The sequence below is a fragment of the Streptomyces cavernae genome (genome assembly GCF_004023625.1).
GTDB classification, from domain to species: domain Bacteria; phylum Actinomycetota; class Actinomycetes; order Streptomycetales; family Streptomycetaceae; genus Streptomyces; species Streptomyces cavernae.
This window is the reverse complement of sequence record NZ_RPDJ01000005.1, coordinates 376,308-399,304: the sequence shown is the minus strand read 5'-3', so window position 1 is coordinate 399,304 and position 22,997 is coordinate 376,308. Positions and strand designations below refer to the sequence as shown.

20 protein-coding genes and 1 pseudogene are annotated in these 22,997 nt (G+C 70.2%); 12 read left to right on the top strand and 9 right to left on the bottom strand.

Features of this window, described 5'->3' with window-relative positions:
* Nucleotides 1-230: 230 nt before the first annotated feature.
* The gene (locus EF387_RS16365; RefSeq protein WP_128377271.1) at nucleotides 231-1,364 is read right to left on the bottom strand and encodes an acyl-CoA dehydrogenase family protein; all 1,134 of its coding nucleotides are present in this window, start codon (nucleotides 1,362-1,364) and stop codon (nucleotides 231-233) included.
* Between the two features lie 353 nt (nucleotides 1,365-1,717).
* Nucleotides 1,718-2,182, bottom strand: coding sequence for an SRPBCC family protein (locus tag EF387_RS16360; protein WP_128377270.1), 465 nt, complete (start codon nucleotides 2,180-2,182; stop codon nucleotides 1,718-1,720).
* A gap of 253 nt (nucleotides 2,183-2,435) precedes the next feature.
* On the opposite strand from EF387_RS16360, the gene EF387_RS16355 reads away from it, so the two are divergent.
* Both EF387_RS16355 and EF387_RS16350 read left to right on the top strand, forming a co-directional pair.
* Complete coding sequence (locus tag EF387_RS16355; protein WP_128377269.1) at nucleotides 2,436-3,140, top strand: response regulator transcription factor; 705 nt, start codon at nucleotides 2,436-2,438, stop codon at nucleotides 3,138-3,140.
* Between the two features lie 25 nt (nucleotides 3,141-3,165).
* Nucleotides 3,166-4,647, top strand: coding sequence for a sensor histidine kinase (locus EF387_RS16350; protein WP_128377268.1), 1,482 nt, complete (start codon nucleotides 3,166-3,168; stop codon nucleotides 4,645-4,647).
* On the opposite strand, the gene EF387_RS16345 is transcribed toward EF387_RS16350, so the two are convergent.
* Both EF387_RS16345 and EF387_RS16340 read right to left on the bottom strand, forming a co-directional pair.
* Nucleotides 4,616-5,881, bottom strand: coding sequence for a glycosyltransferase (locus EF387_RS16345; RefSeq protein ID WP_128377267.1), 1,266 nt, complete (start codon nucleotides 5,879-5,881; stop codon nucleotides 4,616-4,618). The genes EF387_RS16350 and EF387_RS16345 overlap by 32 nt on opposite strands.
* Nucleotides 5,882-5,981: 100 nt before the next feature.
* The gene (locus EF387_RS16340) at nucleotides 5,982-7,595 is read right to left on the bottom strand and encodes an MFS transporter (protein WP_162467149.1); all 1,614 of its coding nucleotides are present in this window, start codon (nucleotides 7,593-7,595) and stop codon (nucleotides 5,982-5,984) included.
* A gap of 307 nt (nucleotides 7,596-7,902) precedes the next feature.
* Between EF387_RS16340 and EF387_RS16335 the strand changes: the two genes are divergently transcribed.
* From EF387_RS16335 to EF387_RS16325, 3 genes are all read left to right on the top strand, one after another.
* Entirely contained in the window at nucleotides 7,903-8,805 is a 903-nt protein-coding gene (locus EF387_RS16335) for a DUF5134 domain-containing protein (protein WP_238431545.1), read from the top strand.
* Between the two features lie 246 nt (nucleotides 8,806-9,051).
* Nucleotides 9,052-10,911: a PA domain-containing protein gene (locus tag EF387_RS16330; protein ID WP_128377265.1), complete on the top strand. Its 1,860-nt coding sequence runs from the start codon at nucleotides 9,052-9,054 to the stop codon at nucleotides 10,909-10,911.
* 626 nt (nucleotides 10,912-11,537) lie between these two features.
* Nucleotides 11,538-11,894: an NADH-quinone oxidoreductase subunit A gene (locus EF387_RS16325; RefSeq protein WP_128377264.1), complete on the top strand. Its 357-nt coding sequence runs from the start codon at nucleotides 11,538-11,540 to the stop codon at nucleotides 11,892-11,894.
* Here the strand turns inward: EF387_RS16325 and EF387_RS16320 are convergent.
* Nucleotides 11,858-12,646: a hypothetical protein gene (locus EF387_RS16320; RefSeq protein WP_128377263.1), complete on the bottom strand. Its 789-nt coding sequence runs from the start codon at nucleotides 12,644-12,646 to the stop codon at nucleotides 11,858-11,860. The two genes, EF387_RS16325 and EF387_RS16320, sit on opposite strands and share 37 nt — an antisense overlap.
* On the opposite strand from EF387_RS16320, the gene EF387_RS16315 reads away from it, so the two are divergent.
* From EF387_RS16315 to EF387_RS16285, 7 genes are read left to right on the top strand one after another with little or no spacing between them, the layout of a single operon-like run.
* Nucleotides 12,623-13,456: a hypothetical protein gene (locus EF387_RS16315; protein ID WP_128377262.1), complete on the top strand. Its 834-nt coding sequence runs from the start codon at nucleotides 12,623-12,625 to the stop codon at nucleotides 13,454-13,456. The genes EF387_RS16320 and EF387_RS16315 overlap by 24 nt on opposite strands.
* Complete coding sequence (locus EF387_RS16310; protein WP_128377261.1) at nucleotides 13,449-14,393, top strand: complex I subunit 1 family protein; 945 nt, start codon at nucleotides 13,449-13,451, stop codon at nucleotides 14,391-14,393. The genes EF387_RS16315 and EF387_RS16310 overlap by 8 nt, the downstream gene beginning before the upstream one ends.
* 55 nt (nucleotides 14,394-14,448) lie before the next feature.
* Nucleotides 14,449-15,009, top strand: a complete 561-nt coding sequence (locus tag EF387_RS16305) for an NADH-quinone oxidoreductase subunit J (protein ID WP_128377260.1) — start codon at nucleotides 14,449-14,451, stop codon at nucleotides 15,007-15,009.
* On the top strand, nucleotides 15,006-15,311 hold the full coding sequence (locus EF387_RS16300; RefSeq protein WP_128377259.1) for an NADH-quinone oxidoreductase subunit NuoK: 306 nt from the start codon (nucleotides 15,006-15,008) through the stop codon (nucleotides 15,309-15,311). The genes EF387_RS16305 and EF387_RS16300 overlap by 4 nt, the downstream gene beginning before the upstream one ends.
* The gene (locus EF387_RS16295; protein WP_128377258.1) at nucleotides 15,308-17,155 is read left to right on the top strand and encodes an NADH-quinone oxidoreductase subunit 5 family protein; all 1,848 of its coding nucleotides are present in this window, start codon (nucleotides 15,308-15,310) and stop codon (nucleotides 17,153-17,155) included. The genes EF387_RS16300 and EF387_RS16295 overlap by 4 nt, the downstream gene beginning before the upstream one ends.
* Before the next feature lie 5 nt (nucleotides 17,156-17,160).
* Nucleotides 17,161-18,666 (top strand): complex I subunit 4 family protein, encoded by a 1,506-nt coding sequence (locus tag EF387_RS16290; RefSeq protein ID WP_202918278.1) that lies wholly within the window; start codon nucleotides 17,161-17,163, stop codon nucleotides 18,664-18,666.
* Entirely contained in the window at nucleotides 18,663-20,081 is a 1,419-nt protein-coding gene (locus tag EF387_RS16285) for an NADH-quinone oxidoreductase subunit N (protein WP_128377256.1), read from the top strand. The genes EF387_RS16290 and EF387_RS16285 overlap by 4 nt, the downstream gene beginning before the upstream one ends.
* On the opposite strand, the pseudogene EF387_RS16280 reads toward EF387_RS16285, so the two are convergent.
* The 4 genes and pseudogenes from EF387_RS16280 to EF387_RS16265 form a co-directional block, all read right to left on the bottom strand.
* Nucleotides 20,055-20,326 (bottom strand): annotated as a pseudogene (locus EF387_RS16280) (CoA-transferase); the annotation flags it as partial. The gene EF387_RS16285 and the pseudogene EF387_RS16280 sit on opposite strands and share 27 nt — an antisense overlap.
* 40 nt (nucleotides 20,327-20,366) lie before the next feature.
* A complete protein-coding gene (locus tag EF387_RS16275; RefSeq protein ID WP_128377255.1) occupies nucleotides 20,367-21,119 on the bottom strand; it encodes an SDR family NAD(P)-dependent oxidoreductase in 753 nt (250 codons plus the stop codon).
* Nucleotides 21,116-22,045 (bottom strand): fumarylacetoacetate hydrolase family protein, encoded by a 930-nt coding sequence (locus EF387_RS16270; RefSeq protein ID WP_128377254.1) that lies wholly within the window; start codon nucleotides 22,043-22,045, stop codon nucleotides 21,116-21,118. The genes EF387_RS16275 and EF387_RS16270 overlap by 4 nt, the downstream gene beginning before the upstream one ends.
* Nucleotides 22,046-22,058: 13 nt before the next feature.
* Nucleotides 22,059-22,997: a VOC family protein gene (locus EF387_RS16265; protein WP_128377253.1), complete on the bottom strand. Its 939-nt coding sequence runs from the start codon at nucleotides 22,995-22,997 to the stop codon at nucleotides 22,059-22,061.

The window sequence follows — 22,997 nt, the reverse complement described above, 5'->3', positions numbered from 1 at the left end:
CCTCGGGAGTCGGTCGGCAGGGGCGCAGCGCGAGAGGGCGCCGTGTGAGCGGATGCGGGGCAGCACGCCGGACGGCAACCGGCCGGCGCACCGCGGAGGGCATCAACTACCAGGAGAGGTAGGGTCGTTGGTCGTTCGTCGCGGAGAGCGGCTGACACAGTGGTCGACGCGGCGGTGTGGGAAGTGCCCGTGACGGCAGGGCCGTTTAGGACCCGTGACGGCAGGGCCGTTCAGGAGGGGATACGGAGCGGGCCGCCGGTGAAATAGGCGGCCAGCGGCTCCGCCATGCGGGCACGGGACGGCGGGTGGAAGGCGAGCGCGCGGCAGGCCGAGTTGAGGTAGGCGATGTCGCCGGACGAGACGAAGGCCATGCCTCCCAACGCCTCGACGCAACTGTCGAGTACGCGGCTGATCGCGTCCTGCGCGGCGTACCGGCAGACCAGGGCGTGGGCGAGTACGTCGTCCCCGACCGGTCCCTCGGCGGCCTTCGCGGCCAGTCCTTCGAGCATCAGGGCCACGGACTCCACAGCGGTCGCCGCCTGCGCACGAACGGCCGCGGACGTCCGCGGGTTGGCGAGCGTACGCTCGACGAGGGCCGAGGCGGCACCCAGGTAGGCGGCGGTCATCAGGGCCTCGAACCACACGAACCCGAGCGTGTTGAGGCGGTCCAGCTCGCCGTCGGCGGTGACCTCGGTGCGTACGAGCAGTTCGGTGGGGACTTCGACGTCGGACAGCACCACCTCGTCGCTCTCCGCGCCGGCCAGTACGGGGCTCTTCCAGAAGGGCCGCACGTTCAGTCCGGGGGCATCCGCCGGGACCACGGCGACGGCCAGCCGCGGTGTGCCGTCCTCGTCCGGGAGGGCGACGGAGGTGGTGAGCAGATTCATGGACCAGGCGAGGCTGCAGGGTTTCTTCGAGCCCGTCAGCCAGACCTTGTCCCCCTCGACCCGCGCGGTGATCGCGGGATCGAGGATTCCCTGGCCGGTGCGGCCCTCGGCGAAGCCCGAAGCCAGGAGCAGGTTCTCCTGGGCGATCGCGGCCACGAGCATCCACTCCAGGCCGTCGCCGTGCGCGGCGGTCTCCACCAGGGAGGCCATGGAGAAGTGATGCATGGTGGTGGCGACCGCCAGGGAGGGCGACCGCGAGCCCACCGCGCGCTGGATGCGTATCGCGGTCAGCAGGTCGGCGCCTTTGCCACCGTGCTCGGCGGGTACCAGAAGGGCAGGTCCCCCGGCCTTTCGGAATTCCTCGATCCCCGGGTTTCCGGGCGTCTCCCAGGTCTGCAGGCCGGAATCGGCCAGAGTCCCGTCGAGACCCGGCAAAAGGTCTTCGAGGACTGTGCGTTCGTGTTCCAGGAATGTCATGTCCGCGCGTCCTCATGTCGTGTCGGCAAAGTCGCAGGATGTTCGGGGCGCCGCGGCGATGAGGTCGGTTCTCCTCTGCCTGGCGACGAACCACACGCTATGCACCCGTGGTGCAACGGCAGTGCAGACGGACGGCAAGGAAACATCAGGACTTCCCGCCGTGAATCACACCTCCGCTGGGACTCGCTTGAACGTGTCGTCCGGGCCGCCGCTGACGTTTCATCCGGGTCGCCCTGCGCGTTTCGTCCGGGCCGCCCCTGCGCGCTTCATCCGGGCCGCCGTGGAGGCAGGCCCGGCGCCGCGCCGCGGACTCGCGGGTGGCCTCGGTCGTCCACGCGCGCCTTCGGCCCGGACTACGCCGGCTTCTCTGCCGCGGCCTTGAGCCGTGTCAGGGTGAGATCGATGTTCCTCTGATTGCGGGTGCCCCGGTCGACGACGCCTGTGACCGCGACGGAGATCAGGCACATGGCCCTGCCGCGCAGGTCGCGTGTGCTCTCGGTGACCCGGCTGCCGCGTTCCGTGGGAACGATGTCGTAGCGCCACGTGGACACCGCTCGACCGAAGCACGTCACCTCGAAGGCGAGAGTCCGCATCGGCTCGGCGTGCAGCACGGTCGTGGTCGTGCGCCACAGCCACAGACCGTTGCGGTTCCACGCGCGGAACGTCGCCCCGGGAACGAGTTCGAGGGGGAGGACACCGGCGGGCACCCGTGTCTCGACGGCGAACCTGTTCCAGGACGAGAGGTCTGTGATCAGGCGGTACACCGTGGCCGGAAGGGCCTCGATCTCGATGCTGCCCACGAGCGCCGGCTGGCGCATGGCGCTCCTTCCCGGGCCGGTCACTCCCCTTGTTCCCCAAGACGCGGGCCGTGGGATTCTGCGGGGAGACACCACGGCCGAAGTCAGCGCTTCCGGTGGTCAGTTGGGAATCTACTGAGCGGGAATGCAGCGCATTTGCAGATGGAGTTCAAGTGGACGACAAGTCTCTTCCACTGCGTGTCGCGCTGTTGGCCGGTTATGCTCTGCTCCATTGCGTTCCACGCTTCAACGACCTTCATGGGGGTGGGGGTTCATGCGTGTACTGCTGGTCGAGGACGATGAGCACGTGGCCGATGCTCTGGGCACCGCGCTGCGCCAGCAGGGACACGACATCGTGCCCGTGACGACCGCCGCGGAGGCGCTGGACGGTCTGGACGGCATCGAGCTGGTCCTCCTCGACCTCGGGCTGCCGGACCTCGACGGTCTTGAGGTGTGCAAGCGGATCCGGGCCATGAGCCCGGTACCGATCATCGTCCTCACTGCCAGAACAGACGAGATAGACAAGGTTCTGGGGTTCCACGCCGGAGCCGACGACTACGTTCAAAAGCCTTATTCCCTACACGAGTTGAGGGCGCGGATGGAAGCCGTGACCCGACGGGTCTGCCGGTGCGGGATCGACTCCCCCGGCCATCCGCCGTCCTGCCACGAACCGCGGGAGCTGGTGACCGCCGGTCCTCTCTCCCTCGATGTGCGCAGCCGGGACGTCACACTGAAGGGCCGCCCCCTCCAGCTGACGCGCAAGGAGTTCGACCTGCTCGCGATGCTGATGGAGGAGCCCGAGAAGGTGCACACCCGCGAGGACATCATCTCCCGGGTGTGGGACGAGAACTGGTACGGCTCGACACGCACGCTGGACGTTCACATCGGCGCGCTCCGCCAGAAACTCGGGTCGTACGAGTGGATCGAGACCTCGCGCGGCGTGGGCTTCCGACTCGGCACCCCGCCGGACGAGTCATGACCGCGCCTGCCGGGAGACGCCCGTAGTGCGCCGCCGTCTGCTGATCACGTACCTCGTCTTCACCGCGGTGCTGTTGCTGGGCACGGAGATCCCGCTGGGCTTCAACCTGGCCATGAACGACTATCACCACCTGGTGATCCGTCAGGTCTCGGGGACATCCGGCCTGGCCTCCGCCGCGGAGACCGACACCCCGGAAGGCGGGGTCCGCGCGAGTGCGGCATGGCAGGCCAGAGCCGACGCCTACGGCTCGGAACGCAACGCGACGGTACTGCTGTTGGATGTCCGAGGACGGCAGGTGTACCGCACGCGCTCCGGTCCCCGGGTGGAGGACGAGGCGGAGTGGAAGAAGGTGCTGGACAAGGCCCTGGCGGGCCAGAGCAGCGTGCCCATGGACTACCCGTTCAACATCAGCGCGCAGCCGCTGTTCGTGGCGGAGCCGGTCCTCCAGCACGGAGAGACAGTGGGAGCGGTGGCCACCATCACTCCCACACGGTCCCTGCGAGCGCAGGTCGCCACGGACGCCCTGCTGCTCCTGGCGGTCGGGCTGGCCGGCCTGCTGGCATCCGCCCTCATCGGCATACCACTCGTACGGTGGTCACTCGGCCCGGCCCACAGGCTCCAGGAAGCCGTGCGGAAGATCTCACGGGGCGAGTACTCCGTACGCGCCCCGGCCGACCGCGGTCCGATCGAGCTGCGCGAACTCGCGGAAGCGGTGAACGCCATGACGGACCGTCTGGTCTCCGTCCTGGAGGCACAGCGCAGCTTCGTCGCCGACGCCTCCCATCAGATGCGCAATCCGCTGACCGCGCTGCGCGTACGCGTGGAGTCCCTGGAGGGCGTCGTGCCGCCGCCGGGTCAGGGCAGTCTCCGGGTGGCCATCGCGGAGGCGGACCGCCTCAGCCGCATCCTCGACGAACTCCTGACACTGGCTCATGCCTCGGCGGGCGACGCGGGCACGGCCACGATCGAGGTTCGCTCCGTGGTGGAGTCCCGTGCTCAGGCGTGGAGCGACCAGGCGGCGGGCGCCGACGTCACCATCGCGGTCCAGGGCCGCCCGGCCGCCGCGGCATGCCTGCCCGGCGCCCTGGAACAAGTCCTCGACGTGCTCCTGGACAACGCCATCAGCTTCTCGCCGCCCGGCGGGCGGGTCACCGTACGAACCCGCTCCGACAACACGTGGGTGTACGTGGAGGTCGAGGACGAGGGCCCGGGCATGGCGGATGCGGACAAGGCCCAGTCCACCAACCGGTTCTGGCAGGGGCGCCAGCCCGCCGGCCGGAGAGGTTCCGGTCTGGGGCTGGCCATCGCCACGGCCTTGCTGAGCACCAGCGGTGCGCGGCTGGAGATGGAGGACGCCCGGCCGCACGGCCTGATCGTGCGCGCGGTACTGCCCCGGCTCGTTCCGGCCTCGGCGCTGTCGCGGAGCACCGAGGCCGGATCCGACTCCGGCGGCCCTTCCTCGAGCGGCCCTGACGTCACGGCCGCCGTGCGGCCGCACCGGGGTTGACGGCGTCGTCGGCCCTCAACAGGTTCTCCAACTCGGTGGCCGCCGCTTCGGCACCGCCCGCGCCACGCAGACGGGCCGCGACGCGTTCGGCCTCCGGCTTCTTCGCCACCGCCTCGCGCACGGCCTGGCGCAGCCGCCCGGCATTGAGCCGGCCGGCGAGCAGCCGCGTTCCGGCCCCGGCGAGTTCGACGCGGCGTGCGACCTCCAACTGGTCCCGCCCGAACGGGACGATGCACACGGGCACCCCGGCCAGCAGTGACTTCTGGGTGATCCCCATCCCGCCGTGGCACACCACGGCGGCGGCCTTCCGCAGCACCAGGCTGTGCGGCACGAACCGGTGCAGGTGGGCGTTGGCCGGGGCACGGAAGCTCGCGGGATCGATCGACGCCGTGGTGACGACGACGTCGTAGGGCTCGTCCGCCAATGCGTCGAGGGCGGACTGGATGAGCTTGGCGTCGTCCTGGAACACCGTCGAGACGGTCACCAGGACGACCGGCCGCTCGATCCGGGCCAGCCACTCCGGCTCGTCCTCGTCCTGGGCGGGGTCCCAGCTGCTCGGGCCGACGAAGCGTACGGATGCCGGCAGTTGGGTGCGCGGGTACTCGAGCGGCTCGGCGGTGTACGACAGGACCAACGGGGCCGTCATGTAGAGATCCGGTACGTGCTTGACCCTCGGCAGCCCCAGACGGCGCCGCAGCCGGTTCACCGGCGGCAGCGCGATGTCGAACAGCGGTACGGCGCCCTGCCGCAGCACCTCGTCGCGCATCCGGCCCGGCCATCCGGCCGCGGGCTTCAGCCCGAGTCCGAAGGGCGGCGCGTCCCGGGTGGTCAACGGCAACAGGAAGGTGGCGAGTTGTGCCCACGGCAACCCGGACGCCGCGGCGGCGGCCGCCGCGCCCCAGCAGTTGTTGTCGAGGGCGACGGCGTCCGGCCCCACCTCCGCGATGGCGGCCTGCACGTCCGTGACCTCGTGCTGTGCCCGGTCGACGTACATCGCCACCGATCGCCGCAGCGCGCCGATGGGAGTGCGGGCCTTCCAGGTGTCGTCCTCGCGCCGCTCGATCTCCGGGGCGATGGGCAGCGCCGTGAAGCCCTGCTGCCGCAGGGTGTCCAACAGCGGTTCCTCGGCGCAGACGACGGCCTCGTGGCCGCGACGCCGCAGTTCGTGGAGGGTGGGGATCAGCGGGTACAGGTGACCGCTGCCTGGTGCGGTGTAGAAGAGGAAACGGCTCATGGCGGGGGCCTCTCAGCTGGTGGTCGGTGGGCTTGTCCTGCGCACTCCCGGATCGGCCGGGCGTACTCTGCTCTGCCGGTTCGTCCGGGGGCTGTTCGGTTCAGTGGGCGGGTACCTGTACGGCAGGCTGGTCCTGGTCCGGCGCCGGGGGTTCCTTGGGGAAGTCGCGCTGGCGCATCAGGGCGAAGCCGAGGAGGCCGCCCACGATCGCGACGATCCCGCCTACGCGCATGACGAGGTCGAGGCCCGCGACGAACGCGTCGTTGGCTGCCGTCGCCACCAGCGCGCGCTGTCCGGGAGGTACGGCCCCCGCCACCTCGGTAAGCCGGCCGGCGGACACCATCTCCGCCAGCCGGTCGGCGGCCGCCCCGGAGAACTGGCCGGAGGCGGCCACGGCGGTCGAGAAGTCCTCGGTCATCCTGCTGTGCGCCACCGAACCGAGCGCGGCGACGCCCAGGGCGACGCCACCCTGCTGGAACGTCTCGCTCATGCCGGAGGACATCCCCGCCTTCGACACCGGCACCAGGGCGACGGCCGCAGCCGCCCGTACGGGGTTGAACACGCCCATCCCGAACCCCGCGAGCAGCATGCCCGGAAGCAGGTCGGTCCAAGGAGAGGTGGCCGTGACGCTGTCGGCGGCCAGCATGCCCAGACCGAGCGCGACACACCCGAGGCCGACGAGCAGTCTGGCGGGGATGCGGTCGGCGAAGGTGCCCGAAACGGCGGCGGCGAAGAACACCGCGAGGGTCAGCGGGAGATAGCGCAGCCCCGTGCCGTACGCGGAGAAGCCCAGGATGTACTGCATGTACAGCACCTGGAACAGGATCGCCGTCATCAGGGCCGCGTTGGCCGCGACGGTCGCGATCGCGAGGCCGTTGAAGGACCGGACGCGGAACAGACGGAGGTCGAGCATCGGGTCGCGCCGCTTCCGTTCGATCAGCACGAACACGGGCAGCAGTACCGCGGCACCGGCGAACAGCCCGAGGATGAGCGGATCGGTCCACCCCTGTGCCTCGCCCCGGATGAGCGCGAAGACGAGCATGGTGAGCACGACCGAGAAGACGGCGAGACCGGGCCAGTCGATACGTCGGCGCACCGGGTCCCGGGACTCGGCGACGCGGGTGAGCATGACGGCGGCGACGAGGACACCGATCGGCACGTTCAGCAGGAAGATCCATCGCCAGCTGACCGCGGTGAGCGCTCCTCCCAGCAGCGGCCCGACGGCGACGGCCAGGCCGGTGACGCCGCCGGAGATGCCGAAGGCGACGGCGCGCTGCCTGCCGTGGAAGTGGCTGGCGATCAGAGCGGGTGCGACGGCGTACATCACCGCACCGCCGATCCCCTCGGCACCGCGCGCGAGATTCAGCATCAGCGGGCTCGTGGCCAGGCCGCACAGCAGCGAGGCGACCGTGAATACGGCGAGCCCGACGATGAAGACCCGCCTGCGGCCGAGCCGATCGGCGAGGGTGCCGGCGGCGAGCAGGAAGACGGCGAGGGTGAGCGCGTAGGCATCGATGACCCATTGAAGGTCGAAGAAGCTGGAGTCCAGCGACTGCTGGATGTCCGGCAGCGCCACATTCACCACCGTGACGTCGAGCAGCAGCATGAACGTCGCCACCGAGACGGCGGCGAGCATCCACCACTTGTTCGAGCGTACGCGGGGCTTCGGCGCGGAGCCGGGCGGATCTGCCTGGGCAGTGACGTCATCGACCATCTCTGGCACTCCGAGGGGGAAGAGGCGAGCAATTCGTACGCGGCGACGGCGCGTTCGCGTCAACGACCCTAGGGAGACGACCGGCAGCGGCAGCCAAAGCTGGTTGCAGGAGAGTGTTAAGAATCCTCGGCTGCGCGGTCTGTCTCTACGCAATACCACCCGCCGCCTGAACATCCTCCGGCTCCGCAACGTACTAAGGGCGATAGCAGTCAACGCCCCACGTGGCGCCTCGCGGTGCTCCGTACGACGAGGCGGCGTCGGCGGCGCAGGTCCGCCGGCTCGGACGAACCGGAAGGTGAAGATGGGAATGCTCGCGCTCAGTTGGGCCATCGGATTGGTCTCCGCACTGGTGGCCGCCGTCAGCGCGGTCCGGGTGGTGACCAGCAGCGGCGAGACCCGGTTCGCGGCGGGCGGCGATCTGCTGATGGGGCTGTGCATGGCGGCGATGGCCCTCCCCGCGACGGTTGGGTGGTACGCGGGCTACGGCATGTGGTGGTCAGTGGCGTTCGGACTCCTCGGGCTCGGGGCTGTGGCGATGGCGGTCAAGCACACGCGCTCGTCCGGGTGGAAGCACGGCCGTCACTGGGTGCACCTCATCGTCGGCAGCTTCGGCATGGTGATCATGACGCTGGCCATGACCAGCACGTCGTCCGGTCCGGTGCTCGCGCTGGGCGGCGGGCACTCCATGGCGCACATGCCGGGCATGGAGAACACGGCGAACTCGACGGGCACGGCGGGCGCGCACGATATGGGCGGCATGAAAGGCATGGAGGGCATGGAGGGCATGGGCTCCATGCCGGGGATGGGATCCTCGCACGGAATGGACATGTCCGGCATGACGAACGCCGCGGCCAACGCCGGTTCCTCCGACGGATCCGGTTCGATGTGGCGGTTGGTGATCGCGGCTCTCGCCGTCTACTTCCTGCTGTCGATCGGCGCGTCCGTGTGGGCGAGGGTCCGGGGCACCAGGCGGGGCGGCCGGGCTGCCGGCTCCCGGGGAGGCTGGATGCGCTGGCTGCTCGCCATGCCGGACACCGTGCTCGTCTACCTGGCGTCGCTGACGCTCTCGGTATGGGGCAGCACCAGGACGGGCCGGCGCTCGGGCCACGGACGGCGCCGCAAGCTGGGAGCCGCGCCGGACGCGGCGCTGGCAGCGCATATCGGCATGGGCGGGACGATGTCCGCGATGCTGCTGATGATGGTCGCGTGAAACCCGGGCGAGTCTCCACGACCGGTGGACACCGCCGCGGGTCGGCGTCGGGTTCAAGACCGTGCGTCAAACAGCCGGCAACTCCGATGCGTGCCGCGCTCAGCCCAACTCCCCTGGAAACACGATTAGGTTACAGGCCTTTACCATGTATCAGCCTGCTAAGTACCTTCGCGGTGCTGGTCAGTTGGTGACCGGCATCACCTCGTTTCGGGGCCGGTCACCCGGCCGCACGAGTGGAGGTCAAGCATGCGCAAGGCCCACAGACAGACCGGCGTGGGCGTACTCGCGGCGGTGCTCTTCACCACGACCGCTCTCGCCGGTTCCGCACAAGCACATGACGGTGTCTCGGCATCGGACGGCGCCATCGACAACGCGGCGGCCACACACGGCCACGACCAGCACGGCGGCAGCGAGGGACATTTGCCGGCCACTCGGAAGAACGTCCGACTGGTCAGCAAACTCAAGCTCAGCAACGTGGCGGAAGGCAAGATCGCTGACGTAGGTGTCCACAAGGGCTACGCCTACCTCGCCTCCTGGGGCGGCGTCGGCTGCGACAACACCGGTGTGCACGTCGTCGACATCCGCAAGCCCGGCAAGCCCAAGGAAGTCGGCTTCATCCCGGCCCCGGCTGGCAGCGCCCCCGGCGAGGGCATCCAGACGGTGCACCTCTCCACACGGTCCTTCAACGGTGACGTGCTCGTCAGCAACAACGAGATCTGCGGCGACACCGGCTCCGGCGGCGTGAACATCTACGACGTCACCAACCCTGCCAAGCCGAAGGCACTGGCCGAGGGTGTCGGCGACTTCACGCTGGACGGCGAGGCGACGGAGGTCGCCCGCCAGACCCACAGCGTGTTCGCGTGGGACGCGGGCCGCAAGGCGTACGCCGTGATCGTCGACAACGAAGAGGGCACGGACGTCGACATCATGGACATCACGGATCCGACGAAGCCGCAGCTCGTCGCCGAGTACGACCTCGACGAGACGTTCCCGCAGATCGTCCAGGCGGCCCCGGACAACCTGACCGAGATGTTCCTGCACGACATGGTCGTCAAGAACATCCGCGGCCGCCAGGTCCTGCTCGCCTCCTACTGGGACGCGGGCTACGTCGCCCTCGACGCGACCGATCCGAAGAACCTCGAGTACATCGGCGACACGGACTTCACCGATCCCGACCCCGAGGGCACCGCAGGCGGGCGTGATGTGGCACCCGAAGGCAACGGTCACCAGGCCGAGTTCACCCTCGGCAACAAGTATGTGATCGGCGCCGACGAGGACTTCGGCCCGTACGCGCTATCGGCCCGCAACCTCGACGACGACACCGCCGTCACCGCCGGCCAGGGCGTCCCCCTGGAGGCGGGCAAGACCATCACCGGCGACACGGTGTACGTCGGCCTGGGCTGCGACGCCGGCCCCGCCGTCCCCGCGGGCGACCCGGCAGCCGTGGACATCGCCGTCGTGGAGCGTGGCGTCTGTGCGTTCACCGAGAAGACCGCCAACGTGGAGGCGGCGGGCGGTTACGACGCGGTACTCGTGTTCAACCGCACCGGCTCGGACGCCTGCGACACACAGAGCGGCATGACCGTCGAGGGCACCCTGCCGACCTTCGGCGTCGCACCGCGGAGCCAGGGCTTCGCCGCCTTCGACCAGCCCTACGACAACGAGGACTGCCTCGCCGGCACCGGTCCCGCGACACTGCCGGTGGACATCGGCACCAAGGGCGACCGGCTCACCTTCTCCTCGTACTTCGATGGCTGGGGCTACACGCACCTCTACCGCAACAAGGGCGGGAAGATGACCGAGCTGGACACGTACGCCATTCCGGAGGGCCAGGACCCCGCGTACGCCTCCGGCTTCGGTGACCTGTCGGTCCATGAAGTGGCTACCTCCGGCGTCCGGCCCGACCTGGCGTATTTCGCCTACTACACGGGCGGCTTCCGGGTCACGAAGATCAAGAACGACAAGCTCGTGGAGGTCGGCCGCTTCATCGACGAGGGCGGCAACAACTTCTGGGGCGTCCAGACCTTCACCTACTTCGGCAAGGAGTACGTCGCGGCCTCCGACCGCGACTTCGGGCTGTACATCTTCGAGTACACGGGTCCCTGAGTCGATCCGAGCGCGGCGGGGCCCCACGGCGTCAGAGCCACGGCCGGGGCCCCGCCCCCCTCCGCCCGCCCGGGCGGGCGGAGGTCGGCCGTCGGCATCGCGCCCTCGCTGTACCAGGACACCATGGCCGGACTGGCGCCGACCTCCCCCGACTATCTAAACTTCTTAGTAGATCGTGTAGTGGGTTCGGCGAGCGACCCACGCTCACCCGGGAGGCCCTCATGCCTCAGTTCCTGTATCCACTACTCCTCCTGGCCTGCCCGACAGTCATGGGCCTGATGATGTGGTTCACAACGCGCGGGGGCCTGCACACATCACGGCGGAGCGACTCGATCGACTCGAAGCGAAACACTGCGAACTGATCCTGGTTGTACCGTACGGGGGTATGGTAATTTGCTGTTTCGTATCACCGTCACCACCTGGCGATTGCAGGCCCGTTGACACCGGCCGGTTCGTAAGGACTGGCAGGCGTACGCCAAGTCGTTGACGGGCACCACCGCTGGAGACAGTTGACGCCCGGGAGGGAACACCTCGTCAGCCTGGTGTCGCAGGTTCCACATGTCACGTTCGGCTGACATGCTGCCGACGGGGTAACCGACCGGGGCAATCGTCGCTAAGGGGTCCGCGTGCAGACATCCGACTGGCAACCGGTCCTGCTGCTCCTCGTGCTCGTCGTCGCGGCCGTCGTGCTGCTCCATGCCGTGTCCGTCGCGCTGCGGGCGATCCGCGCGCCGCTGCACACCGGGCCGTTCACCGGAGGGCTGGAACCACGGGAGCATCCCCTCTCCCGGTTCCACGTGCGCTGGTATCCGGTCACGATGGTCTTCCTGGCCTTCGACATGGAGATGCTGTTCATGTATCCGTGGACGAAGGTCGTTTCGGCCATCGGTACGGCAGCGGTCGTCGAGATGTTCCTCTTCCTGGGCATCCTGCTCGCCGGTGTCGGTTACGCCTGGCGGGAGGGGGCCTTCCGGTGGAGTTGAGGCGCAGGCTCCTGCGGACGGCCGTTTCCCGGCCGGGAGTTCTGCTGGCGGTGTCCCCCGGAACCACTCGCGAGCGGCTCGCCGTCGAGGCGGAACTCGTACGCCGAGGGTGGCCGTGTGTGAGTGCCCCGGCGGAGGCGGATCTGCTCGTGGTCCTGGGCGGTCACCACGCCGAGGAGAGCGACGGCGACGCGGGGAGCGACTGGGCGGCGAATCTGTGGCACGCCATCCCGGCGCCCAAGGCCCGCGTGCCGGTCAGGGACGCCGGACAGGTCGCCGAGGCTCTCGATCGCGGGCTGGCCGAGCTTCGGCGCGGAGAACCGCCCCAAGAGCCTCACCAGGAGGACGACGCGCACTCTCACCGCGGCGAGCACGGGGAGCACGGCGACCACCAGCACGGCGACCACGGCCAGCACGAACAGCACGGCGACCACGGCGACCACGGCGACCATGGTCACAACGACAACTCGGCCACGCATGAAGGCCATGAGCCCGGACCGCACGAAGGCCACAACGGTCATGTGGATCACGACGGTGAAGATCGCGGTCACGAGGGGCACAACGGCGGACACAGCGGTGACGACGCGAACAGCGGGCATGACGTGCACAGCGGTGACGACGGGCACAGCGGTCATCACATGCACAACGGCGACGACACGCACAGCGGCCATCACATGCCTGGCAATGGCGACACGCACGGTGGCCACGACGGTCATGCCGGCCACGACATGCACGGTGCCCACGGCGGCCATGCCGGCCACGACATGGGCGTCGTCGCCGGTCTGCCCATGGCCGATCGCGCCGACGACCGCGACGGGCTGAGGCTCGACCGGCTTCATGTGCCGCTCGGCCCGGCCCTCGCCGACTGGCCCGCCGGGCTGATTCTGCGCGTGGCTCTGCAGGGCGACATCGTCCAGCAGGTCAGCGCGGAGGCGGAGGGGTCCGCATCGCCGTACCCGCCTTTCTGGGACGAGCCATGGCTCCGGGCCCTCAGCGGCGAGCGGGTATCCCATGGGGAGGCCGCGAGGCGGCTGTGCGCCGCGCACCTGGACAGTCTGGGCAGGTTCTTCGCCGTGACGGGGTGGACCGACATGGCCGCCCGCTTCCGGCACGTCCGGGATCGTGCCCTGGCCGGAGCCGACGCCGCTGAACTCCGCGGCCTCTTACGTCCCCTGATCCGTCGGGCGGAGCGATCGCGGACCCTGCGGTGGCTGACCGCCGGGCTCGGGCCCCTCACCGCCGAGCACGCGCGGCACCTGGGGGTCACCGGCCCGGCCCTGGTCGCCGACGGAGATGTCCACGCCCGGATGCGCGTATGGCTCGGTGCCGCCTGGCGTGGCGCGGACGAGTGCGACGACACCGAGGCGTTGGACACGGCCCAGGTCATCGGGCCGCGGGGGCGGGTCGACGGGCCGGTGCCCGCGTCACTGGCGCTGCTGGATGCACTGCCCGGGCTGCTGGAGGGCGCCGAGTTCGCCGGTGCGCGGATCATCGTCGCGAGCCTCGACCCGGACCTCGACGAACTCGCGCACGTGCCGGCGGTGGGGATGGCCCATGGCTGACAGCGCACCGTTGTGGGCGGTCTTCGTCCTGCCCGTCCTCCTGCTCGTGGTCGCGCTGGTGACCGCCGGATTCGATGCCGTGCTCACGGCCGGTGCGAGGGGCGGGCGAGCGGGGTCCGTGCGCGAGGCGGCCGTCCGGGCGGCGGATCCCGCGCGGGAGGTGCTGCGGCAGCTCGTGCAGCAGCCGCGCCGGACCCGCGCCTCCGATGTGGCGTTGGCCCGCATCGGGGCAGCTCTCCTGCCCGTCGCCGCGATGCTCGCTGCCGTCGTGCTGCCGCTCGGTTTCCGGTCGGTGAGCGATCTGCCGGAGGGGATCGTCTGGTTCAACGCGATGGAGGCGTTGGCCTGGGCGGCGGTGTGGCTGGCGGGCTGGGGGCCCAACTCGACGCTCTCGCTCATCGGCGGTTATCGCTTCCTCGCGCAGGGGCTGGCGTACGAGCTGCCGCACATGCTCGCGATCACCACGGCAGCGCTCGGGGCCGAGTCCCTGAGGGTTGGTCAAGTCGTCGACGCGCAGGACGGGTTGTGGTTCGCGCTGTGGATGCCGGCCGCGTTCGGGATCTATCTGCTGAGCGCAATGGCGATGGCGTTCTGGGGGCCGTTCGACCAGCCCGCCGGGCGGGACGTGGCCGGTGGAGCGGCCGCTGAGCTGTCGGGCGCGGACCGGGTGCTCTTCCTCGGTGGCCGGTGGCTGCTGCTGGTCGTGGCCGCGGCGTTCAGCGTGCCGCTCTTCCTGGGGGGCGGGTACGGGCCGTGGTTGCCCGGCTGGCTGTGGACCGTGCTCAAGACCGGGGCCGTACTGGCGTTCCTGGTGTGGGTTCGGCGCAGGGTGCCGACCGTGCGGATGGAGCGCTATGTGGAGTTGGGCTGGGTGGTGTTGACGCCGCTGGCCATCGTGCAGGCGCTGGTGGTGGCCGTGGTGGTGCTCAACCGGTGACGTCCCTCGACCGAGGTTCAGGATGCCCATGACTAGAGCGAGGTGTCGTACGTAAATGGATGTCGCGGTCTTCTGGGTCCTTGCCGTCCTGGCGGTCGTCAGCGGCGCGATGGTGTTCCGGTTCGACTCCATGGCCCGTGCGACGTTCTCCCTGCTGACCTCGCTGCTGTGCGTCGGCGGGCTGGTCGTGCTGCTGGGACTGGACTACCTGGGGATCGTCATCGTGCTGATGATGACCATCGAGATGGCCATCATGGCGGTCTTCATGGTGATGTACATGATGAACCCGGCCGGGCTCATGCCGATGACGATGATGCACAACAAGCGGGGCGCGGCCGTCGTCTGCGGCCTCGTCTTCCTGCTCCTCGCCGCCGGGATCCTGTTCGCCCCCTGGCCCGCCCGACGCGGGAAGTCCTCCGCCGATCCCACCATGGAACTCGGTATGTCGCTCATGGGTCCGCAGATGCTGACCATGATGACGCTGGGCATGGCGCTGTTCGCGACGATCGTGGCCACGGTGGTGCTGGCCACCCGCCGGGGACGCTACGACCGGCTCGGCGACGACCTGCGGGCACGGCGCGCGGACGATCCCGTACGAGGCGGTGTCGGCCGATGACGCTGGAGCTGTTCCTGCTGTCGGCAGCCGCGCTCTTCTGCGTCGGGCTGTTCGGGGCGCTCACCCAGCAGTCGATCGTGATGCTGATGATGGGCCTGGAGCTGATGCTCGGCGGGGTGATCCTGGCCGCGGCGGCCGCCTGGCACTACATCGCACCGGCCACCGCCGACGGACAGGTACTGATCGTCCTGGCGGTCACGGCGATGGCCCTGGAGATGGCGATCGGATTCGCCGTCGTCACCGCCCTGTTCCGGGCACGGGAAGTCGACATGACCGACATGGCCGCGGAGTTGAAGGAGTGAGCGCCCTGCTGTGGGCGCTCGTCGCCGCGCCGCTCGGTTCAGGTGCGCTGCTCTTGGCGGTGGGGCGCAGGGCCGACCGGATGGCAGCCGGCCTGGCGCTCGCCGTGGCGGCCGCCGCCACGGGACTCGCCGTCGCCGTGGCCTTCCGGCATCCGGCCGCCGAGGCCCCGCTCCTCGACGGACTGCCGGTACGGCTCGCCGTGGACGGGCTGTCCGGTCTGCTGGCCGTGACGGTCACGGCGGTCACCCTCGCCGTGCTCGTCTTCAGCGCCGCCGAGTTCGGCGCCGGCGAGGCGAGGGCGCGCTTCTTCGGACTGATGCTGCTGTTCGCCGGCAGCATGCTCGTCACGGTCACGGCCGCCACTCTCCCGGTCCTGCTGATGGGCTGGGAGGTCATGGGCGCCACCTCGTGGGCGCTGATCGGCTACTGGTGGCCCGATCCCGAGCGCACGCGCGCGGCCGACACCGCGTTCCTCACCACCCGTACCGCGGACCTCGGTCTGTATCTGGCGGCGGGCGCGGCCCTCGCGAGCGGCCGCGATACGACGCTGTCGCTGGACGGACTGGCCCGCGCCGACGACCCGTGGCTTTCGCTGATCACGGCGGGAATCATCGCCTCCGCCCTCGGCAAGTCCGCCCAACTCCCCTTCAGCTTCTGGCTGTCGAAAGCCATGCAAGGTCCGAGCCCGGTCTCCGCGCTGCTGCACTCGGCCACCATGGTCGTCGCGGGGGCGTATCTGCTGCTGCGGACCGGACCGCTGCTGGACGCCTCCGGCTGGGGCGACGACGTGGTCGCGTGGACGGGCGCCGCCACCGCGCTGTGTCTCGGGCTGGTCGCGGTGGCGCAGACCGACCTCAAACAGTTGCTCGCCGCATCGACCTGTGCCCAGATCGGCTTCATGGTGCTGGCCGCCGGGACCCACGCGACCTCCGGCGGCACCCTGCAACTCATCGCCCACGCGGCGGCGAAGAGCCTGCTCTTCCTGACCGCCGGTGCCTGGCTGACCGCACTGGGCACCCAGCAACTCCCCGCGCTGCTCGGCGCAGCGCGCCGGCACCGGACGGTCGGTGTGGCCGTCACCGTGGGCGCGCTCTCCCTGGCCGGTGTTCCTCCGCTGTCGCTGTGGGCCGCCAAGGACGTCCTGCTCGCGGGAGCCCTGGAGACCAGCCCCTGGCTGTACGCCGTCGGGCTGGCCGCCGCCCTGTTGTCGGCGGTCTACAGCGCAAAGATCCTGTGGTTCGTTTGGCAGCCCGCGATGCCGAGCCCCGATGCTCGTCGCATCCCGGTCGGTGCCGTGGTGCCCCTGGTCCTGCTGGCCCTGGCCTGCCTCGCGCTGACACCGGTGGCTTTCCCCCCGCTGCGTGACAGCGTCGGGCGGGTACTCGCGCCCGACGGTCAACCTGACCCAGCGGCTTGGGAGTTCGCGCTCTCCGGGGCGCTCGCCGTGTTGGCGGCCGCGGTCACCTGGGCCTGGGGCAGGCGCCCGCTGCCCCTTCCCGAACGTGCGAAGTCGGGCTTCGCGGACTGGCTGCTCCTCGAGCGTGCCGCTCATTTCCTGCTGGTGGCTCCCGTAATGCGGCTCGCGCACGCCGCCGCGGCGTTCGACGACCGGGTCCTGGACCGTGCCGTCGACGGTTCCGCCTCGGTCGCCGTGCGGTTCGCCCGCTGGACGGACGGCGCGGTGGAGCGCGCCATGGACGGCACGGTGACCGCCGTCGCGTCCGGAACCCGCGCTCTGGGCCGCTGGGCGCGCCGCCCGCAGACCGGGCAGCTGCACCAGTACCTCGCCCAGGCCGTCGCCGCCTTCACCGTCCTCGCCGTCGTGCTCGTCCTCATGAGGTGACCCGCTTGCTGACCGCCCTAGTCTTCGCGCCCACGGCCGTCGCACTGCTGCTGTTCGCCTTGCCTCGCCGTACGGCACCGCAGGTCTTCCGCACCGTGTGGGTTCTCACGTCCGCGCTCGAACTGGCCCTGGTCATCGCCCTGTGGGCCGGGTACGAGGCGGACGGCGGCATGCAGTACGAGGAGCGTGCCCGCTGGATCCCCAGCGCGGGCGTCGGCTACCACGTCGGGGTGGACGGGCTGTCGCTGCCGCTGCTCGCCCTCACCTCCCTGCTGTTCCTCGCCTGCGCGCTGTACTCACTGCGCGAGGACCGCCGCATCCGCGATTTCGCCGCGCTGTTCCTCTTCCTGCAGACCACGTGTCTGGGGCTGTTCGCGGCCCTCGACCTGATCCTGTTCTTCGTCTTCTTCGACCTGTCCATCGTGGCGATGTACTTCGTCATCGCCGGCTGGGGCCACCGGCAGGCGGGCCGTGCCGCGCTGAAGTTCTTCCTCTACACCTTCATCGGCTCCCTCGCCCTGCTGCTCGGCTTCATCGGCCTGTACCTCGCCGCGTCCCCGCACACCTTCGACATGGTCGAGCTGACCGAGCAGAACCCCCTCGCCGGGCGCTCCGTCTACGGCGCCCTGGTACTGCTCGCGGTGGTCGTCGGACTGGCGGTGAAGACACCCACGGTGCCGTTCCACACCTGGCTGCCGCCGGCGCACGTCGAGGCGCCCGCCGCCGGTTCGGCCATCCTCGCCGGCGTGCTGCTGAAGATGGGCACCTACGGGTTCGTCCGCTTGGCCATGCCCATGCTCCCGGAGGTCTGGCGGCGCTACGCCCTCGTCCTGGTCGTCGTCGGCGTCATCTCGGTCCTCCACGGCGCCCTGGTCGCCCTCGCCCAGACCGACTTCAAACGAATGGTCGCGTACACCTCCGTCAACCACATGGGCTACATCGTGCTCGCGGTCGGCGCCGCAGCGGCGACAGCGGACAGCTCCGAGCAGGCACGCTCCCTGGCCGTCACCGGTGCGGTGACGCAGATGGTCAGTCACGGACTGCTCACCGGCGCGCTGTTCCTCCTCGCCGGGGTGCTCTACGAACGCGGGAGGACGTACGACATGACCGCCTACTCCGGAGTCGCCGCGGTGGCCCCGGCCTTCGCGGCCATGACCGGCGTGGCGGCCTTCGCCTCGCTCGGCCTTCCGGGGTTCTCCGGCTTCATCGCCGAGTTCCAGATCTTCACCGGCAGCCTCGGGCCGCGCCCGCTGGCGACGGCACTGTCGGTACTCGGCATCCTCCTCACCGCCGGGCTGTTCCTGCGCGCGCTGAGGCAGGTGTTCACCGGGCCGCTGCGCCTGCCCGACGCACCGGGCACGCCGCGGGCGTTCCCCGACATCCGAGCGCACGAGAGCCTCGCCATCGTCCCGCTCCTCGCCCTGGCCGTCGTCCTCGGGGTGGCACCCCGCTTCCTGCTCGACGTCATCGAGCCGGCCTCACGGTCCGTCCTGGAGCTGCTCGCCCGATGACCGAGATGAACGAGAACCCGCTCGACCTCCTGCCCGAGGTGCTGCTGGCCGCCTCGGCCGTCCTCGGGCTGCTGCTCGGATCCTGGTTGCCGCGTGCCCGGCAGTGGATCGTGGGGTGGTTGGCGGCCGTGGCGTGCCTGGCCGGGATCGTCGCCGCGTCGGTGGCCGCAGCGGAGCCCGCCCTGACCGCCTTCGGCGAGGCCTTTTCCGTCGATGCGGTGACGAGTACGTCCCGGATCGTGGTCCTCGGCGGCACGCTCATCATCCTCGGCGTCTCCTTCCGTCCCCTGAAGGGGGACCCGAGGGAGACGGAGTTCTACGTCCTCGTGCAGTTGGCGGCGCTCGGCGCGCTGATGATGGCGGGCGCGCAGGATCTGCTGCTGCTCGCCGCCGGGTATCTGCTGGCGAGCATCCCCGCCTACACCCTCGCCGGGTTCCGCAAGGACGGGCCGGGTACCGAGGCGGCCCTCAAGTTCTATGTGATCGGTGCCCTGTTGGGCGTACTGATGCTGACCGGCATCACGATCCTGTACGCGACCGGACGCGGCACCGCGTATCCGATGCTCGGGGAGGTGTTCCGCGACGCGCCCGAGGCACTGGTCGCCGCCGGGACGACGGGGCTTCTGGCGGGCGTGCTGTTCAAGGCCGGAGGTGTGCCGGCGCATTTCTGGGTTCCCGACGCCGTGCAGGGCAGCAGTCCACCGGTGGCGGCGCTCCTCACCACGATCCCGAAGATCGGCGCGCTCGCCGCGCTCTTCCGCCTCGGTGACGTCGTCCTCGCGGACAGCACCCTGCCATGGCCCGCGCTCATCGCCGTACTCGCCGCCGCCTCGATGACCCTCGGCAACCTCGGTGCGTTCTTCCAGCAGGACGTCAAACGGCTGCTCGCCTACTCGACGATCAGTCAGGTCGGGTATCTCCTCATGCCGATCGCCGTCGCCGGACGTGCGGACCTGGCCCAGCAGGCGCTGCTGTTCTACCTGGCGGCCTACGCGGTGACCAACCTCGGTGCCTTCGCCGTGGTGTGCGCTCTCCCCCGCGCCCACACGCTGGACGACTACCGGGGGCTCGCCAGGGAACGTCCACTGCTGGCCGCGAGCCTCGTCGTCTGCCTGCTGGGGCTCGTCGGTACGCCGCCGACCTCCGTCTTCCTGGGCAAACTCGAGGCGTTCAGCGCGGCGTTCGACGGCGGGTACGCCTGGCTCGTCGTTGTCGCCGCCGCCAACACCGTGGCGTCCCTCTTCTACTATCTGCGCTGGATCGTGCCCGCGGTCTCCCGGGGCGGTTCCTCGGGACCGTCCGAGGGCGATCGTGCGGCGCGCGTCGTCGCGTACGCCGCCACCTTCGCCTCCCTCGGACTGGGGATCGCCGGCGGGCCCGTGCTGGATGTGCTCACCGCGCCGATCACCCGCTGACACACGCGCGATGCGACCGGCCTGAGCAGCACGCCGAGGCCGCGGCCGTCCACGCCGCAGTTGTCCGACACGACCTCCAGGCCCGTGGCGCCCTGCTCGTACAGGGCCCGGACAATGACCTCGGGGACGCCGCTGAGGCCGAACCCGCCGACGGCGAGCGACGCACCGTCGGGGATGCCGGCGACCGCCTCGCCGACGCTGGACTGACCTTGTTCGTGGGGGAAGTGTTTTTCGGACGACGGCACCAGGGGAGCACGGACGACCAACCATCGCCGTCGGCCCTCCTCAGGGTGTCTCCTCGCGCAGCGCGTCGGAGATGGACTTGGCGCCGCCGTGCGCGGTCAGTCCGCCGTCCACGGGGATCTCCGCGCCGGTGATGAAGGAGGCCTCGTCGGAGAGGAGGAAGACCACGAGCGGGGCGACCTCGTCGACCGTGCCGGTACGGCCGAGCGGTGTCTCGCGGAGGTTCGCCTCGCGGAAGGCGGGCGCGGCGGAGGCGGTCATGTCGGTCTCGATGTAGCCGGGGTGGATCGTGTTCACGCGGATCCCGCGAGGGCCGAGCTCCGTGGCCGCGGACTTGGAAAGGCCGCGCAGCGCCCATTTGCTGGCGGTGTAGGCGACCGGGTAGTGGCCGGTGAGCGCGGCGGACGATCCGACGTTGACGATGGACGCGCCGGGCGGCATCAGCGGGGCGAGGTGCTGGATGCCCAGCAGCGGGCCGGTGACGTTGACGGCGTGGACGCGGGCGAAGTCCTCGGGGCGTACGTCGCCGACGCGGGCGCGCCAGGTGATGCCCGCGTTGTTGACGAGGCCGTGGACCTGGCCGTACGACTGCCTCAGTTCCGCGGCCAGTTCGGCCCACTCCAGCTCACTGGTGACGTCGAGGCGACGGCAGTCACCCTCCGGCCGGGCGTCGGTGGCGATGACCCGGGCGCCCTCCCGGACCAGGGCCTCGGCCTCGGCGGCGCCCTGGCCGCGGGCCGCGCCGGTGACGACCACGACCTTGCCTTGGAGTTTCTTGGGGTGCGGGTCGGTCACGGCCGCTCCCGGGGGCGTCGCCGTGCGGTCGGCAGCGGCACCGGTTCTCCGCCCGCGACGACGGTGTTGGAGACGGTGCCGATGCCCTCGACGGTGAGCGTGACGGTGTCACCGGGCTTCAGCGGGGGCGGGGACTGCTCACCGCGTACGCCCCACAGTTCCGCCAGGCAGCCGCCGTTGCCGCAGGTGCCCGAGCCGAGCACGTCGCCGGGGCGGACGGCGGTGCCGCGCGAGGCGTAGGCGACCATCTCCTCGAAGGTCCAGCTCATGTTGGACAGCAGGTCCTTGCCGACGACCTCGCCGTTGACCTCGGCGGTGAGCGCCAGGCGCAGGAAGCCGTCCGGGTCGCGGTAGGGCTCCAGTTCGTCGGCGGTGACGAGGTACGGGCCGAGGGTGGTGGCCGTGTCCTTGCCCTTGCAGGGGCCGAGGCCGACCCGCATCTCGCGGGACTGGAGGTCGCGCGCGGACCAGTCGTTGAAGATGGTGTAGCCGATGATGTGGTCGCGGGCCTGCTCGGGGGTGAGGTCGCGGCCCTCGCGGCCGATGACGGCGGCGACTTCCAGTTCGAAGTCGAGGACCCGCGACCCCGGGGGGACGGGCACGTCGTCGTGAGGGCCGATGACCGCGTACGGGTTGGTGAAGTAGAAGGTCGGGGCGTCGTACCAGGCCTCGGGCACGCCGCCGACACCGTCCACGGACCGCCGTATGCCCTCGACATGCTCCTCGAAGGTGACGAAGTCGCGGACGGTGGGCGGCTGAAGCGGCGGCAGCAGGCGTACGTCGGTCAGCGGCACACCGGGGCCGACCGGCCGGACCCCGGCCGCCGCGTCGAGCGGCGAGGCCCCCTCGGGCAGTGCGCGTACGACGGTGTCCTCCACGACTCCGCAGCGGCGCCGACCCTGGTGCAGGTAAGTGGCGATACGCAATGGTCGGCGCCCCTTACACCGGAGGGGCGACGAACACGCCGCGGTCGACGTCGTTGAACGACTCCTTGGCGACCAGTTCGTTCATCGGGTTGGCCGTGCCCCACTGGTCGGAGACCTCGGGCTGGGAGAAGTCGTAGACGTGCGGGTGCCAGGTGTCCTCGTCCAGCACCTCCAACTCCGTCGTGTACTCGACCGTGTTGCCATGCGGGTCGAGGAAGTACGTGAACGTGTTGTCGCCCGCGAGATGCCGTCCCGGACCCCAGATCTTGCGGAAGCCGGCCCGCATCACGCGGCCGGAGCCGCGCATGTACTCGTCGATGCCGCGCATCTCGAAGGAGATGTGGTGCAGGGCGGTGTGCGGGCCCTTGGCGATGGCCATGGAGTGGTGCTGGTTGCTGATCCGCATGAAGTGCATCGCCTCACCCATCCTCGGATGCATGAGGGTGTCGGAGAGGCGGAAGCCGAGGTGGGTCTCGTACCACTCCCGCGTGCGGTTGAGGTCCGGGGAGTTGAGGACGACGTGCGACAGCTTGACCGGGATCGACTCCTTCTCCTCGATCCTGCGGTGCTGCCGCACCCCGACGTCGGCCGAGACCTCGATGGTGCGTCCGTCGACGTCGAAGAAGCGGAAGCCGTAGCCGCCACCGGGGGTGTCCACCTTCCCCGGCTGCGAGATCAACTGCACGCCCCCGGCGAGGAGTCGCTCGGCGAGGGCGTCCACGTCGGCCGCCGAAGCGGCACCGTAGGAGACCATGTCGAGCCGCTTCTCGTCGGCCTTCCGCAGCCGTACGACGTAACTCTCGGGGGAGCCCTCGGCGGCCAGGAAGGAGATGCCGGAGTCCTCGGCGACCTTGGTCAGGCCCCAGACGCCGGAGTAGAAGTCGAGCTGCTTGTCGTAGTCGGGCACGGCGAGGTCGACGTGCCGCAGGTGGGTGAGCAGGCGGGCGCTCAT

Bases quoted from the DNA above. Each gene is read 5' to 3' on its own strand.
- EF387_RS16365 (WP_128377271.1), bottom strand. From the start codon at position 1,364: ATGACATTCCTGGAACACGAACGCACAGTCCTCGAAGACCTTTTGCCG.
- EF387_RS16360 (WP_128377270.1), bottom strand. From the start codon at position 2,182: ATGCGCCAGCCGGCGCTCGTGGGCAGCATCGAGATCGAGGCCCTTCCG.
- EF387_RS16355 (WP_128377269.1), top strand. From the start codon at position 2,436: ATGCGTGTACTGCTGGTCGAGGACGATGAGCACGTGGCCGATGCTCTG.
- EF387_RS16345 (WP_128377267.1), bottom strand. From the start codon at position 5,881: ATGAGCCGTTTCCTCTTCTACACCGCACCAGGCAGCGGTCACCTGTAC.
- EF387_RS16340 (WP_162467149.1), bottom strand. From the start codon at position 7,595: ATGGTCGATGACGTCACTGCCCAGGCAGATCCGCCCGGCTCCGCGCCG.
- EF387_RS16335 (WP_238431545.1), top strand. From the start codon at position 7,903: ATGCTCGCGCTCAGTTGGGCCATCGGATTGGTCTCCGCACTGGTGGCC.
- EF387_RS16330 (WP_128377265.1), top strand. From the start codon at position 9,052: ATGCGCAAGGCCCACAGACAGACCGGCGTGGGCGTACTCGCGGCGGTG.
- EF387_RS16315 (WP_128377262.1), top strand. From the start codon at position 12,623: ATGCACGGTGCCCACGGCGGCCATGCCGGCCACGACATGGGCGTCGTC.
- EF387_RS16320 (WP_128377263.1), bottom strand. From the start codon at position 12,646: ATGGCCGCCGTGGGCACCGTGCATGTCGTGGCCGGCATGACCGTCGTG.
- EF387_RS16310 (WP_128377261.1), top strand. From the start codon at position 13,449: ATGGCTGACAGCGCACCGTTGTGGGCGGTCTTCGTCCTGCCCGTCCTC.
- EF387_RS16305 (WP_128377260.1), top strand. From the start codon at position 14,449: ATGGATGTCGCGGTCTTCTGGGTCCTTGCCGTCCTGGCGGTCGTCAGC.
- EF387_RS16300 (WP_128377259.1), top strand. From the start codon at position 15,006: ATGACGCTGGAGCTGTTCCTGCTGTCGGCAGCCGCGCTCTTCTGCGTC.
- EF387_RS16285 (WP_128377256.1), top strand. From the start codon at position 18,663: ATGACCGAGATGAACGAGAACCCGCTCGACCTCCTGCCCGAGGTGCTG.
- EF387_RS16265 (WP_128377253.1), bottom strand. From the start codon at position 22,997: ATGAGCGCCCGCCTGCTCACCCACCTGCGGCACGTCGACCTCGCCGTG.